This is a genomic window from Enterobacter cloacae complex sp. IR5401, from assembly GCF_049238425.1.
GTDB lineage: Bacteria > Pseudomonadota > Gammaproteobacteria > Enterobacterales > Enterobacteriaceae > Enterobacter > Enterobacter hormaechei_C.
This window is the reverse complement of record NZ_JBMKHN010000004.1, coordinates 63673-77551: the sequence shown is the minus strand read 5'-3', so window position 1 is coordinate 77551 and position 13879 is coordinate 63673. Positions and strand designations below refer to the sequence as shown.

Here is a 13879-nt window from a genome sequence, read left to right as displayed (position 1 = left end):
CATTATTGTTCGCTCAAACACGCTCAAGGATCATGGCAATGCCCTGACCCACACCGATGCACATCGTACACAGCGCGTAGCGCCCGCCGCGTCGGTGCAATTCATTGCTCGCGGCCAGCGCCAGTCTGGCACCGCTCATTCCCAGCGGATGACCTAACGCGATCGCCCCGCCATTCGGGTTCACATGCTCCGCGTCATCCGGCAAACCCAGCTGACGCAGCACGCCCAGCGCCTGTGCGGCGAAGGCTTCGTTAAGCTCAATGACGTCCATATCGGTGATACTGAGTCCGGCACGTTCCAGCACCTTACGGGTGGCGGGAACCGGGCCTAATCCCATCAGACGCGGCTCGACGCCCGCGGTCGCCATGGCCACAATGCGGGTGCGCGGGGTTAACCCCTGGGCAAGCGCCATCGGCTCGCTGGCGATAATCAGCGCCGCCGCCCCGTCGTTCACGCCAGAGGCGTTCCCCGCCGTCACCACACCGTTCTTGCGGAACGGAGCTTTCAGCGCGGCAAGCTGTTCAAGGGTGGTTTCGGCGCGCGGATGCTCGTCCACGCTCACTTCCGTTACGGCACCTTTTTTCCCCGCCACCTGTACCGGGATAATCTCCTGCGCCAGAACGCCATTCTGCTGCGCCCGCGCGGTGCGCTGCTGGCTGCGCAGGGCAAATGCATCCTGATCGGCACGGCTTATATTTAACAATTCCGCTACATTCTCTGCCGTTTCCGGCATGCTGTCAGTTCCGTATTGCTGATGCATGAGCGGATTCACAAATCGCCAGCCGATGGTGGTGTCGAAGATCTCCGCCTGACGCTGAAACGCCGCGGTGGCTTTGCCCATCACGAACGGCGCACGGGACATGGATTCGACGCCACCGGCGATCAGCAGATCGCCATCCCCGGCCCTGATGGCGCGCGCCGCGAAGCCAAGGGCATCCAGACCGGAGCCGCACAGGCGGTTAATGGTGGTACCGGAAACGGTCTGCGGCAGCCCGGCCAGCAGCGACGACATGCGCGCTACGTTGCGGTTATCCTCTCCCGCCTGATTTGCGCAGCCGAAGATCACATCATCTATGCGCTCCAGATCGAGCTGCGGGTAACGCGCCAGCAGCGCACGCAGCGGCACGGCCCCTAAGTCATCGGCACGCACGCTGGATAATCCTCCACCGTAGCGACCGACCGGGGTACGCACACCCTCACAAATAAATGCGTCACGCATCAGGCTTCTCCTGTCACACTGCCGCCGGTGCGGTGCGATTTCCCGCGAAAAAGAGCGACGGTTTTCTGGTGTTGGTTCTGAATTTCAATGTCGTATACGCCGGTCAGTTTGCCCTGATGCTTCACCCGCGCGGTAGCGGTCAGCTTATCGCCGGCAAAGCCCGGACGCAGAAAATCGATGGCGCAGCCTGAGGCCACCGCCGCCAGCCCCTGACTGTTGCAGGCGTAGGCAAAGGCGGTATCGGCCAGCGAGAACAGCTGTCCGCCGTGGCAGGTTTTATGCCCGTTGAGCATCTGCGGGGTGATGGTCATGGTCACCACCGCGTAGCCCTCGCCCATGTCGATAATGTCCATCCCCATCGCCTGCGCGCAGGCGTCCCGTTCGTACATCGCGCGGGCGTTATGCCAGGCGTTATGACTCATAGCTACTCTCCAGAAGCGCACGCTGGCGCAGCAGTGAACAGGGGCGATAGCGTTCCTCGCCGTAGTGACGTTGCAGGTTCTCCAGCAGCGTTAACAGACGCTGCCAGCCAAGGCGCTCGCCCCAGGCGATGGGCCCGCAGGGATAGTTGACCCCTAAGCGCATGGCGGTATCGATGTCTTGCTCGCTGGCGACCCCTTTTTGCAGGGCGTCCAGCGCTTCGTTGGCAATCATCGCTACCGTGCGCCAGACCAGCAGGCCGGGGTAATCGGCAATCTGTACCACCCGTTTCTCCTGGTGCTGCAACCAGTAAATGGCTTTCTGCGTGGCGGCGTGCGGGTTGCCGGGTGCGGCGGCTATCACGGCCACATCCCGCTCGATGCGGTCGACCACCACCACCGGGCAGCCATGGCGCAGCGCCAGCGACTGCGCGGTCTCACCCTGCGTTTCGATCAGCAACAGATCGTCAATTTCCGTGACACCGTCACTTCTTCGCTGTACGCGCATGGGGTTGAAGCTGTCGCTGACCGGGGCGAGCCATCTGACGGCGGGTTTGTCCTCCAGCCAGCGGTAAACGCCCTGCCCGCTTTTCTTACCCAGACGCCCCGCCAGCACCAGCTCCTGCTGCACCAGCGACGGCAGAAAACGACGCTCCTGCCAGAAGGCATTAAACACGGAGCAGGTCACGGCAAAGTTGACGTCCTGACCAATCATGTCCGTCAGCTCAAGCGGCCCCATCGGGAAGCCTCCGCCGTCTCGCAGGGCGGCGTCAATCACCTCGGGCGTTGCCACCTGCTCTTCCAGCGCGCGCCAGGCTTCCGAGTAGAACGGGCGCGCCACGCGGTTGACGATAAACCCCGGCGTGGACTGGCAGCGTACCGGCTGCTTTCCCCAGCTCAGCGCCAGCTCGCACAGCGCATCGGCCACTTCTGGTGAGGTCGCCAGCCCGCTGACCACCTCCACCAGCTTCATCACCGGGGCAGGATTGAAGAAGTGCAGCCCGGCGACGCGTTCAGGGTGGTTTATCTCCGCCGCAATCGCGGTAACGGAAATGGACGAGGTATTGCTGGCGAGCAGCGTCTGCGGCGGGCAAACCTCTGCCAGCTGGGTAAACAGCGCCTTTTTCACTTCAAGCCGCTCGGAGGCCGCCTCGATCACCAGATCGGCTTTCGCCAGAGCACTGATATTCGTCACCGGCGTCAGGCGGGCGAGGATCTGCTCCCCGGCGTCGGCAGAGAGTTTTCCACGCGCAACGCGTGAGGACAGCCGCTGGCGAATGCCGTCGACGGCGCGGGAAATCGCCGCTGCGTCAATGTCGTACACCAGAACCGGATGACCGTGACTGGCTGCCACTTCGGCAATCCCGGCGCCCATGGTGCCGCTGCCAATGACGGCGACCGTATGGATATTCACCATCTTATTTCCCCGTAAAGTTCGGCGCGCGTTTTGCCAGGAACGCGCTGACGCCTTCCCGGTAGTCGTCGCTGCGTCCGGCCAGGCGTTGATAGTCGCGCTCCAGATCAAGCTGGGCGTCGAGGGTGTTGGTTTCGGCGGCGTTGATCGCCTGCTTGATCAAGCCCAGGCTAAAGGTCGGCTGCGAGGCAAAATGCAGCGCCATCTGCTGTGCGGTGGCGGAGAGCTGCTCGTCGTCCACCACCTGCCAGATCATTCCCCAGGCCTGTGCCTGCTCGGCGCTGAGCTTATCGCCCAGCAATGCCAGCCCCATGGCGCGGGCGCGTCCGGCCACGCGCGGCAGCAGCCAGGTGCCGCCGCAGTCCGGGACGAGGCCGAGCTTGCTGAAGGCCATCACAAAACTGGCGGAGCGCGCCGCAATCACCATGTCGCAGCCGAGGGCCAGCGTCGCCCCCGCGCCCGCCGCCACGCCGTTAACCGCGCAAATCACCGGCTTCGGCAGTTTTGCCAGGCGGCGCACCAGCGGGTTGTAAAAAGTCTCAACGGACATGCCCAGATCGGGCGCCGGGCCGTTCGGGTCGACGTTACGGTCGTTAAGATCCTGCCCGGCGCAGAAACCGCGTCCTGCCCCGGTGATCAGCAGGCAGCGGATGGCGTCATCGCGCTCGGCCTGCTTCAGGCATTCGGAAAGCTGCTGGTGCATGACGTCGTTAAAGCTGTTCAGGCGCTCCGGGCGGTTCAGCGTAATGGTCATTACGCCCTGCTCAACATGGCTCAGAATAGATTCCACAATTAGCGTCCTTTAAAGTCTGGGGTGCGTTTTTGTAAAAAGGCGTTGATCCCTTCCCGGCGATCGTCGGTGGCCGCGAGCAGCGCAAACAGCTGACGCTCCTGCGCCAGCCCGGCCTGAAGCGGAACTTCCTGCGACTGGCGAAGCGCCTGCTTCGCCGCCTGTAGCGCCAGCGGCGAATGGCGCGCCATCAGCGCCGCCTGCTTCAGGGCGTACTCCAGCGTCAGCGAGGCCGGGTAGACGTCGCTGACCAGCCCGGCGCTGTGCGCCTGCACCGCCGTGATGCTTTCGCCCGTCAGCACCATTTTGCTGGCCAGCGATTTGCCTACGCTGCGGATCAGCCGCTGGGTGCCGCCTGCGCCCGGCATGATCCCGAGGGTGATTTCCGGCAGGCCAAAACGGGCGTTATCGCCAGCAATCACGACATCGCAGAGCAGCGCCAGCTCACAGCCTGCCCCCAGCGCGAAGCCGTTTACGGCGGCAATCAGCGGTTTGGTGAAGGCATTGATCCGCGCCCACAGCTGCGGACGGATATCGTTCAGGGTGGCGGGCAGGTCTTTCTCCGCCATTTCGTTGAGATCGGCCCCGGCGGCAAAGCAGCGTTCGTTGCCGTACATCACGCAGACGGCGATCTCAGCATCCGCGGCGGCGGCCTCAAGCTGCTCCGCGATTTGCAGGAGCAGCGCATTGTTGAGCGCGTTGCGCGCCGCCGGACGGTTAAGCGTTAGCTGCAACACGCGGCCATGACGGGTAACAATCAGTTCGCTCATGCCATCCCCTTCGCATCAAAATCGACGATAACGTCGGCGGTTAACGGCAGCGCCTGACAGCTCAGCACATAGCCTGCGGCCAGCTCGTCCGGCTCCAGGCTGTAGTTGGTCGCCATATCGACTTTCCCACGCAGCACTTTGCATTTGCAGGTGGCGCATACGCCGCCCTTGCAGGCGTAAGGCAGATCCGCCCCCTGACGCAGGGCCGCGTCAAGAATGCTCTCGTCGTCCGCCGTCAGGGTGATCTCCCTGTCGCGCCCGTCCTGACGGACGGTGACCTTCTGGCCATCGGCCTGCACGCTGGCAGTCCGTTTAACGGCGGTACCCGGCGTGTTAAAGCGCTCAAGATGGATCGCTTTTTCCGGCATACCCAGCGCTTGCAGCGCCGCTTCGGCCTCATCCATCATCGCCGACGGGCCGCAGATGAAGGCTTCATCGTACTGACGGAAATTCACCAGCGTTTTTGCCAGCGCCTGGAGCTTTTCCCCGTCAATGCGGCCATGGAGCAGATCGCTGTCGAGCGTCTCCTGGCTGAAGATGGCGATCAGCTGCAAACGCTGCGGGTATTTATCTTTCAGGTCCGCCAGCGCCCGGCGGAACATCATGCTCTGGCTGCTGCGGTTGCCGTAAATCAGGGTGAAGTGGCTGTGGGCTTCAGTGGCCAGCGTAGCGGACATAATCGCCAGCATCGGGGTGATCCCGGACCCGGCGGCAATCGCCAGATAATGGCCTTCGCGTTCGGCCTGCGGCTGGTAGCCAAAATGCCCCTGGGGCACCATCACCTCCAGCGCCATGCCCGGTTTGATCTCGTCCCGGGCATAGCGGGAAAAACGTCCGCCCTCGATGGCTTTGACCGCCACGCTGATCTCACCGCACGCGGTGCTTCGGCAGATGGAGTAGCAGCGGCGCAGTTCATCCCCGCCAGGACTGGCTTTCAGGGTCAGATGCTGACCGGGACGGAAGCGGTACGCCTCCTGTAACGCCTGCGGCACCGCGAAGGTAATGGTCACCGCGTCGCGGGTTTCGGGCTCCACTTTTGCCACTATTAATGAATGAAACGTTGTCATGGCAGCCTCAAATACATTTGAAATAGTCGAAGGGCTCACGGCAGGTATTGCAGCGGTAGAGCGCTTTGCAGGCCGTGGATCCAAATTCACTGATAAGCGAGGTATCGGTGCTCGCACAGCGCGGGCAGCTCACCTCCGCGGGAACGTGGGCATGGCAGCTATGACCAACAGGCGGGCTGATGCCATATTCACGCAGGCGCCTGCGGGCATCGTCGGTCATCCAGTCGGTGGTCCAGGCGGGCTCCAGTTGCAGCACAATATGTACCGGGCTAAAGCCGTTTCCGGTCAGGGTTTCGCGGATCGCCCCCAGCAGATGCTCCGTTGCCGGACAGCCCGAATAGGTTGGCGTGAAGCCGATAACCCAGCCTTCCCCCTGTGCCTTCACGCTGCGCACCATGCCCAGGTCGGTGATGGTCAGCACCGGCACTTCCGGGTCGGGGATCTGGCTTAACAGCGCCCAAATCTGCGGGATTTGTGCAGGCGCGATGTCGACGAGGCGTTGCATGGCGTCCTCCTTTACCACTGCTGGCCGGGGTAAACGCGCTGGAGATACTGCATCTCTGCCAGCATCGGCCCGAGGTGTTCGGTATGTAGCCCCTTCTTACCGCCCGTGCGATACGCCACCTCTTCGGGCACGCGGAGGGTGGCTTCCGCCAGGCCAGCAAACACTTCGCGCTCCCACGGGTCCCGCAGGTCGCGCGGATCAACCGCCACGCCGTCATCAATTAGCGCCAGCTCGACCTCGTCAGCGTCGAACAGTTCAGCCGTAAAGCGCCACAGGCTATCCACCGCCTGCTGCATTTTTTGTGCGGAGGTTTCTGTTCCGTCCCCCAGCCGCACCAGCCAGCCGCGGCTAAAGCGCAGGTGATAGCGCGCCTCCTTAATGGCTTTTGCCGCGATGGCGGCAAGCTGACTGTCGCTGCTGTGGATCAGCCGCTCGTAGAGCGCCACGTTCCACGCATCCATCAGATACTGACGGGCAATGGTGTCGGCGAAGCTGCCGTTTGGCTGTTCCACCAGCAGCAAATTGCGGAACTGACGCTCATCGCGGCCATAGGCCAGGGTATCTTCATCACCCTTACCTTCCCGTTCAGCGGCGTAGGTCAGGAAATTGCGCGCTTGCCCGAGCAGATCAAGGCCGATATTGGCGAGCGCCAGGTCAATTTCCAGCTCCGGCGCGTGGCCGCACCAGGCGCCCAGACGCTGCGAGAGCACCAGACCGTTGTCGCCCAGACGCAGGGCATAAGCAGATACGTTGTTCATCCCCAACCTCACATATGCTCGATACCATCAGGGATGGTGTAAAACGTCGGATGGCGGTAGACCTTGCTTTCCGCCGGATCGAAAAACTCCCCGCTCTCTTCCGGCTGGGAAGCGACGATTTCACTCGCCTTCACCACCCAGATAGAACAGCCTTCGCTGCGGCGGGTATAGGCATCGCGCGCGTTTTCCAGCGCCATGCGGTCGTCGGCAGCGTGAAGGCTGCCTACATGCCGGTGCGACAGCCCCTGCTTCGAACGGACAAAAACTTCGTATAACGGCCAGTAAACGTTGCTCATGGTTGATTCCTCTTATGCGGCCTGGCGGGCGCGTTGTTTTTCCGCGTGGGCCAGAGCGGCTTCACGCACCCATGCGCCGTCGTCCCAGGCTTTACGTTTTGCGGCCAGACGTTCGTGGTTGCAGATCCCGCGCCCGTTGATCACCTCGTCAAATTCCTGCCAGTCGATTTCGCCGAAGCAGTAGTGGCCGCTCTCTTCATCGAAACGCAGGTCGGGATCCGGCACGGTCATGCCGAGCATCTCCACCTGAGGCACCGTGTTGTCCACGAAGCGCTGGCGAAGCTCATCGTTGCCAAAGCGTTTGATCTTCCAGGCCAGACTGCGGGCGCTGTTTGGGGAGTTGTCGTCGTTGGGTCCGAACATCATCAGCGCGGGCCACCAGAAGCGGTTGATGGCGTCCTGCAACATCTGCCGCTGGGCTTCGCTACCCTGCGCCAGCGCCATGCAGGCCTCAAAACCCTGACGCTGGTGAAAGCTCTCTTCTTTACAGATTTTCACCATCGCCCGGGCATACGGGCCGTAAGACGTACGGCACAGTGCCACCTGGTTCACAATGGCCGCCCCGTCCACCAGCCAGCCAATGACCCCGATATCGGCCCAGCTCAGGGTCGGATAGTTGAAGATGGAGGAGTATTTCATCTTGCCGTCGAGCATCTTTTGATAGATGTCCTCCCGGGCGCAGCCCAGCGTTTCCGCCGCGCTGTAAAGGTACAGGCCGTGTCCGGCTTCATCCTGCACCTTCGCCAGCAGAATGGCTTTCCGGCGCAGCGTCGGTGCGCGGGTGATCCAGTTCCCTTCCGGCAGCATGCCGACAATCTCAGAGTGGGCGTGCTGTCCAATCTGGCGGATCAGCGTCTTGCGGTAGGCTTCCGGCATCCAGTCCTGCGGCTCGATGGCCGTCTCCTGTGCGATGCGTTGCTCAAAGCGTTGTTCTTGCGTCACATAACCACCTTTGTGATTCGTTAAATCACCACAAATAGCAAAATGGTGAATCATTTTGTTTCTTAAAAGTTACACAAAGGTTCAATATAACCCCAAGAAGCGTTTGTTTATTTTGTGACGACGCTCGCAAGCCTTTTCATGAAAGGCCGATGGCGCAAGGCTTTCTGTTGGTCAGGCCAAGCAATACAGATCACAACGTTAACAATTCATTAAAACTCAGCTTGATTTTTATGATTCGAGATCAAACTATTTATAGTGAAATCACGAAACATCTGGAGAGAAGAAATGCAGCAGTTAGCCAGCTTCTTGTCCGGCATCTGGCAATCAGGCCGGGGCCGCGAGCGCACCATCACCCACGCCATCAGCGGGGAAACGCTATATCAAGTCACCAGCGAAGGGCTGGATATGGCGGCCGCGCGCCGTTACGCCATTGAACACGGCGGAGAAGCGCTCCGCGCAATGAGCTTTATCGAGCGCGCCGCCATGCTGAAGGCGGTGGCCAAACATCTGCTGAGCCAGAAGGATCGGTTTTATGCCCTGTCAGCCCAGACCGGCGCGACGAAGGCTGACAGCTGGGTGGATATTGAAGGCGGTATCGGCACCCTCTTCACCTACGCAAGCCTCGGCAGCCGTGAGCTGCCGGACGATACCCTGTGGCCGGAGGATGAGCTGATCCCACTGTCGAAGGAAGGCGGCTTTGCGGCACGTCACGTGTTAACGTCGAAATCCGGCGTGGCGGTGCATATCAACGCGTTCAACTTCCCGTGCTGGGGGATGCTGGAAAAGCTCGCGCCCACCTGGCTTGCCGGGATGCCCGCCATCATCAAGCCCGCCACCGCCACCGCGCAGGTGACTCAGGCGATGGTGAAAGCGATTGTGGAGAGCGGACTGGTGCCGGACGGCGCCATCAGCCTGATCTGCGGTGGCGCGGGCGATCTGCTGAACCACCTCGACAGCCAGGACGTGGTGACGTTTACCGGGTCGGCCAGCACCGGGCAGAGCCTGCGCGTCCACCCGAATATCGTCGCACATTCCATTCCGTTTACCATGGAAGCAGATTCTCTTAACTGCTGCGTGCTGGGTGAGGACGTGACGCCGGAACAGCCGGAGTTTACGCTGTTTATCCGCGAAGTGGTGCGCGAGATGACCGCCAAAGCCGGGCAAAAATGTACCGCCATCCGCCGCATCATCGTGCCGGAAGCGCAGGTTGAAGCCGTCAGCCAGGCGCTGATTGCGCGGCTGGAGAACGTGGTCGTCGGCGATCCGGCCCAGGAAGGGGTGAAGATGGGGGCTCTCGTCAACAGTGAGCAACGTGCTGACGTGCAGGACAAAGTCGACCATCTGCTGGCCTCGGGCTGCCAGATCCGTCTGGGTGGTAAAGCTGATTTGCAGGCGCCTGGCGCATTCTTCCCACCCACCCTGCTGTTCTGCCCGCAGCCGGACGAAACCCCGGCCGTTCACGCCACCGAAGCCTTTGGCCCCGTCGCAACCCTGATGCCCTGCCGTAACACCGAGCACGCCATGCAGCTGGCGCGGGCGGGCGGCGGCAGCCTGGCGGGAACGCTGGTTACGGCAGATACCCGCGTGGCGCGGCAGTTTATTGCTGGTGCCGCGCGCGCCCACGGACGCATTCAGATCCTCAACCAGGAATCCTCGAAAGAATCTACCGGCCACGGTTCACCGTTGCCGCAGCTGGTGCACGGTGGTCCGGGACGTGCGGGCGGCGGCGAAGAGCTGGGCGGCCTGCGCGCTGTGAAGCACTATCTTCAGCGCACAGCCATTCAGGGCAGCCCGTCCATGCTCGCCGCGATCGGTAAACAGTGGGTCCGTGGCGCGGAGGTGCAGGAAGATCGCGTTCATCCGTTCCGTAAATACTTCGAGGAGTTACAGCCGGGCGACAGCCTGCTGACCCCGCGTCGTACCCTGACGGAAGCGGATATCGTGAATTTTGCCTGCCTGAGCGGGGATCATTTCTACGCCCATATGGACAAAATTGGCGCGGCGGAGTCGATTTTTGGTGAGCGCGTGGTACACGGTTATTTCCTGATTTCCGCCGCGGCGGGGCTGTTTGTCGATGCCGGAGTTGGGCCGGTTATTGCCAACTACGGCATGGAAAACCTGCGCTTTATCGAGCCGGTCAAGCCGGGTGATACCATTCAGGTGCGCCTGACCTGTAAACGTAAAACGCTGAAGAAACAGCGCACTGCCGAGGAAAAACCCACCGGCATGGTGGAATGGGCTGTGGAGATCTTCAACCAGCACCAGCAGGCCGTGGCGCTCTACTCCATCCTGACGCTGGTGGCGCGCCAGCAGGGTGACTTTTAATCAATGCAATGGCATTAACCTTGCTGCCTCGAGTGTTTGAGCGCATCAAAATAAGCGGAAGGTAAAACAGGGACTGGATGGCTTTGATTAATCGAACCATCCAGTCTGCCTGGTTTGGATAAGTTACAACCGGAAACACTAAGCAAATTGACCATGTAGTTAGCATGGTTATTGTTTGGCGCCGGGAATATTCCCGCATTAAATTACATGGATGATGAACAAACTATGGCAATTCCTGTTTACCTTTTCTTAACTGAAGATGGTGGGTCAAAAATTACAGGCTCGGTGGATGTTCGTTACCGTGAGGGAAGCATTGAAGTCACCGGCTTTACACACAATCTTCGCCTCCTAATTGATCCTGCCGAATTTGCAAAATTCCAGAACAATAATAATTACGGTGATGATCCAGTCGATCAGTTATGGATAAGGGCAGGAATAGATTATGCGCGACGTTCGGGTTTTTAACTGGCGAGCTGGAATTATTATCTTTATTTTTCTCATATTCATTGCATACCCTCTCCGCGATCTTTTTACCGTGTATGAAAATTTGCAGGAAAAAATCAAGGTTAACGATCGTTTAACTCTTTACATCACCCAGGTTGAGACGGGCTCACTGTCTAAAAACAGGTATCATATTTATCTCTTTGATGCGAAAAAAAGTCCGGAAGAATTCATGTCTAACATTAAGAATATCAATCCCGTCATGATCACCGATGATGATAAAGCTTCAGTGGCAATTAAAAATGGAGACATTTATCTTCGCGTTCGCGGTACGGTTTATTCGTTCACGACGGTAGGTTTTGATGTCCGCACGCATCTCGATAGCTCGCCTTACTGAAGCGCAATTTATCTGCCATGGGGGTGTGATGCACCCCCGCTCTTTTTTTAACCTGGCAAGACTGACAAACAACCTGGCAGATGCAGGCAAACGCTTTTCGTGCGCGCCTGTCAGGATAACGCTGACACAACACAATAAACACAACAAGATGAGGTCTGCGATGGGAAGCAATTCTTCTTTTTCTGCCCGTAGAACGGCACTGGCCATGGCCGTTGCGCTCTGTTGCGCCTGGCAATCCCCTGTTTACGCTCACGGCAGCGAGGCGCATATGGTCCCGATGGACAAAACGCTTCAGGCGTTTGGCGCGGACGTGCAGTGGGATGATTACGCCCAGATGTTCACCATCGTCAAAGACGGTGCCTTTGTGAAGGTCAAACCCGGCGCAAATACCGCCATCGTTAACGGCAAACCGCTGACGCTCCAGGTGCCCGTGGTGATGAAGAACAATAAGGCGTTTATCCCGGAGACCTTTATCAACGATGTCTTTCAGTCCGGTCTTGATCAGACATTCCAGGTTGAAAAAAGCCCCCACCCGTTAAACGCGCTGACGGCTGATGAAATCAACCAGGCCGTAGCAATCGTGAAAGCCTCAGCGGATTTTAAACCCAATACCCGCTTTACCCAGATTGCGCTGGCGGAGCCAGAAAAGGCCAAAGTCTGGGACTTTGTGCTTAACGGCACGGCGGTGGATGCGCCCCGTCAGGCCAATATCATCATGCTTGATGGTAAACACATCATCGAAAGCCGGGTGGATCTGAAGGAGAAAAAGATCCTCCGCTGGGAGCCGATAAAAGACGCGCACGGCATGGTGCTGCTGGATGACTTCAATACCGTGCAGCAGATCATCAATGAAAGCCCGGAATTTGCCGCCGTGCTGAAAAAGCGCGGCATTACCGACCCGAAGAAAGTGATCACCACCCCGCTTACCGTCGGCTTTTTTGACGGCAAGGATGGGCTGAAACAGGAAGACCGCCTGCTGAAAGTGATCAGCTATCTCGACGTGGGCGACGGTAACTACTGGGCGCACCCGATCGAAAACCTGGTTGCGGTGGTGGATCTCGAGCAGAAGAAAATCCAGAAGATTGAGGAAGGCCCGGTCGTGCCGGTGCCGCTCACGCCGCGCCCTTATGATGGCCGTGACCGCGTTGAAACGGTGAAAAAACCGCTGGAGATTATCGAGCCGGAAGGCAAGAACTACACCATCACCGGGGATAGGGTGCACTGGCAGAACTGGGATTTTCATCTGAGCCTGGACTCACGCGTCGGCCCGATAATCTCCACCGTGACCTATAACGACAACGGCAAAAAGCGACAGGTGATGTATCAGGGGTCGCTCGGCGGCATGATTGTGCCGTACGGCGACCCGGATATCGGCTGGTACTTTAAAGCCTACCTGGACTCCGGCGATTACGGCATGGGTACCCTGACCTCCCCGCTCGTGCGCGGCAAGGATGTTCCGTCTAACGCCGTGATGCTCAACGAAACCATCCCGGATTACACCGGCGCGCCAATGGAGATCCCCCGGGCGATCGCCATTTTCGAGCGTTACGCCGGGCCGGAATATAAGCATCAGGAATTAGGAAAACCCAACGTCAGCACCGAACGCCGCGAGCTGGTGGTGCGCTGGGTCAGCACCGTGGGTAACTACGATTACATCTTCGACTGGGTATTCCACGAAAACGGCACTATCGGCATTGATGCAGGGGCTACGGGCATTGAAGCGGTGAAAGGCGTGCAGACGAAAACCATGCATGATGTCACCGCGAAGGATGACACCCGATACGGAACGCTGATCGACCATAATATTGTCGGTACCACCCACCAGCACATCTACAACTTCCGTCTGGATATGGACGTGGACGGCATCAACAACAAGCTGGTGGCCATGGATCCCGACGTCAAACCGAACACCGCTGGCGGACCGCGCACCAGCACCATGCAGGTTAATCAGTATGATATTGATACCGAACAGCAGGCGGCGCAGAAGTTTGACCCGGGCACCATCCGCCTGCTGAGCAATACCAGCAAAGAGAACCGCATGGGCAACCCGGTCTCATATCAGATCATCCCTTACGCGGGCGGTACACACCCGGTAGCGTCCGGCGCGAAGTTTGCCCCGGACGAGTGGATTTATCACCGCCTGAGCTTTATGGATAAACAACTGTGGGTAACGCGTTACCATCCCGACGAGATGTACCCGGAGGGAAAATACCCGAACCGTTCCACGCACGATACCGGCCTCGGCCAGTACAGCAAAGATAACGAGTCGCTGAACGACCAGGATAACGTCATCTGGATGACCACCGGCACCACCCATGTCGCCCGTGCCGAGGAGTGGCCAATAATGCCGACGGAATGGGTGCACACGTTGCTCAAGCCGTGGAATTTCTTTGACGAGACGCCAACGCTCGGCAAGAAAAAAGCCGAGCAAAAATAAGCAAACGCCGGGCGCAATGCCCGGTTTTTTTGTGCAAACATTTGAGGAATAATCGAGCCTGCTTATAGTTAATACTACCTGGCTTTAGCGAGCTATCCA

The 13879-nt window shown here is 59.3% G+C and carries 13 protein-coding genes and 1 pseudogene; 4 read left to right on the top strand and 10 right to left on the bottom strand.

The genetic code is table 11. From position 1 onward, the window contains the following. Positions 1-13: 13 nt before the first annotated feature. The 10 genes from pcaF to paaA are packed head-to-tail and all read right to left on the bottom strand — an operon-like array spanning position 14 to position 8180. Positions 14-1219, bottom strand: coding sequence for a 3-oxoadipyl-CoA thiolase (gene pcaF, locus ACOTX1_RS07890; RefSeq protein ID WP_023314093.1), 1206 nt, complete (start codon positions 1217-1219; stop codon positions 14-16). After that, positions 1219-1641, bottom strand: coding sequence for a hydroxyphenylacetyl-CoA thioesterase PaaI (gene paaI / locus ACOTX1_RS07885; protein ID WP_017693477.1), 423 nt, complete (start codon positions 1639-1641; stop codon positions 1219-1221). Before paaI ends, pcaF begins: the two co-directional genes overlap by 1 nt. Next, positions 1631-3055, bottom strand: a complete 1425-nt coding sequence (gene paaH, locus ACOTX1_RS07880) for a 3-hydroxyacyl-CoA dehydrogenase PaaH (RefSeq protein WP_023314092.1) — start codon at positions 3053-3055, stop codon at positions 1631-1633. The genes paaI and paaH overlap by 11 nt, the downstream gene beginning before the upstream one ends. A 1-nt stretch (position 3056) precedes the next feature. Then, positions 3057-3845: a 2-(1,2-epoxy-1,2-dihydrophenyl)acetyl-CoA isomerase PaaG gene (gene paaG / locus ACOTX1_RS07875; RefSeq protein WP_113706006.1), complete on the bottom strand. Its 789-nt coding sequence runs from the start codon at positions 3843-3845 to the stop codon at positions 3057-3059. Further along, positions 3845-4612, bottom strand: coding sequence for a 2,3-dehydroadipyl-CoA hydratase PaaF (paaF, locus tag ACOTX1_RS07870; protein WP_003857343.1), 768 nt, complete (start codon positions 4610-4612; stop codon positions 3845-3847). Before paaF ends, paaG begins: the two co-directional genes overlap by 1 nt. After that, positions 4609-5679, bottom strand: coding sequence for a 1,2-phenylacetyl-CoA epoxidase subunit PaaE (gene paaE, locus ACOTX1_RS07865; protein ID WP_023314090.1), 1071 nt, complete (start codon positions 5677-5679; stop codon positions 4609-4611). The genes paaF and paaE overlap by 4 nt, the downstream gene beginning before the upstream one ends. Before the next feature lie 7 nt (positions 5680-5686). Then, a complete protein-coding gene (gene paaD / locus ACOTX1_RS07860; RefSeq protein WP_003857347.1) occupies positions 5687-6184 on the bottom strand; it encodes a 1,2-phenylacetyl-CoA epoxidase subunit PaaD in 498 nt (165 codons plus the stop codon). 11 nt (positions 6185-6195) lie between these two features. After that, the gene (gene paaC, locus ACOTX1_RS07855; RefSeq protein ID WP_023314089.1) at positions 6196-6942 is read right to left on the bottom strand and encodes a 1,2-phenylacetyl-CoA epoxidase subunit PaaC; all 747 of its coding nucleotides are present in this window, start codon (positions 6940-6942) and stop codon (positions 6196-6198) included. Between the two features lie 8 nt (positions 6943-6950). Further along, positions 6951-7238: a 1,2-phenylacetyl-CoA epoxidase subunit PaaB gene (gene paaB, locus ACOTX1_RS07850; protein ID WP_003857353.1), complete on the bottom strand. Its 288-nt coding sequence runs from the start codon at positions 7236-7238 to the stop codon at positions 6951-6953. A 12-nt stretch (positions 7239-7250) separates the two neighbouring features. After that, on the bottom strand, positions 7251-8180 hold the full coding sequence (paaA, locus tag ACOTX1_RS07845) for a 1,2-phenylacetyl-CoA epoxidase subunit PaaA (RefSeq protein ID WP_045325625.1): 930 nt from the start codon (positions 8178-8180) through the stop codon (positions 7251-7253). Between the two features lie 285 nt (positions 8181-8465). Here paaA and paaZ point away from each other — a divergent pair, with 285 nt between their 5' ends. The 4 genes and pseudogenes from paaZ (at position 8466) to tynA (ending at position 13780) form a co-directional block, all read left to right on the top strand. Beyond that, the gene (paaZ, locus tag ACOTX1_RS07840; RefSeq protein WP_023314087.1) at positions 8466-10505 is read left to right on the top strand and encodes a phenylacetic acid degradation bifunctional protein PaaZ; all 2040 of its coding nucleotides are present in this window, start codon (positions 8466-8468) and stop codon (positions 10503-10505) included. Between the two features lie 225 nt (positions 10506-10730). Continuing rightward, a pseudogene (locus ACOTX1_RS07835) lies at positions 10731-10862 on the top strand (type VI secretion system tube protein Hcp); the annotation flags it as partial. 85 nt (positions 10863-10947) lie between these two features. Next, positions 10948-11343 (top strand): hypothetical protein, encoded by a 396-nt coding sequence (locus ACOTX1_RS07830; RefSeq protein ID WP_263521977.1) that lies wholly within the window; start codon positions 10948-10950, stop codon positions 11341-11343. Between the two features lie 160 nt (positions 11344-11503). Further along, positions 11504-13780, top strand: coding sequence for a primary-amine oxidase (gene tynA, locus ACOTX1_RS07825; protein ID WP_023314086.1), 2277 nt, complete (start codon positions 11504-11506; stop codon positions 13778-13780). Positions 13781-13879: the final 99 nt, after the last annotated feature.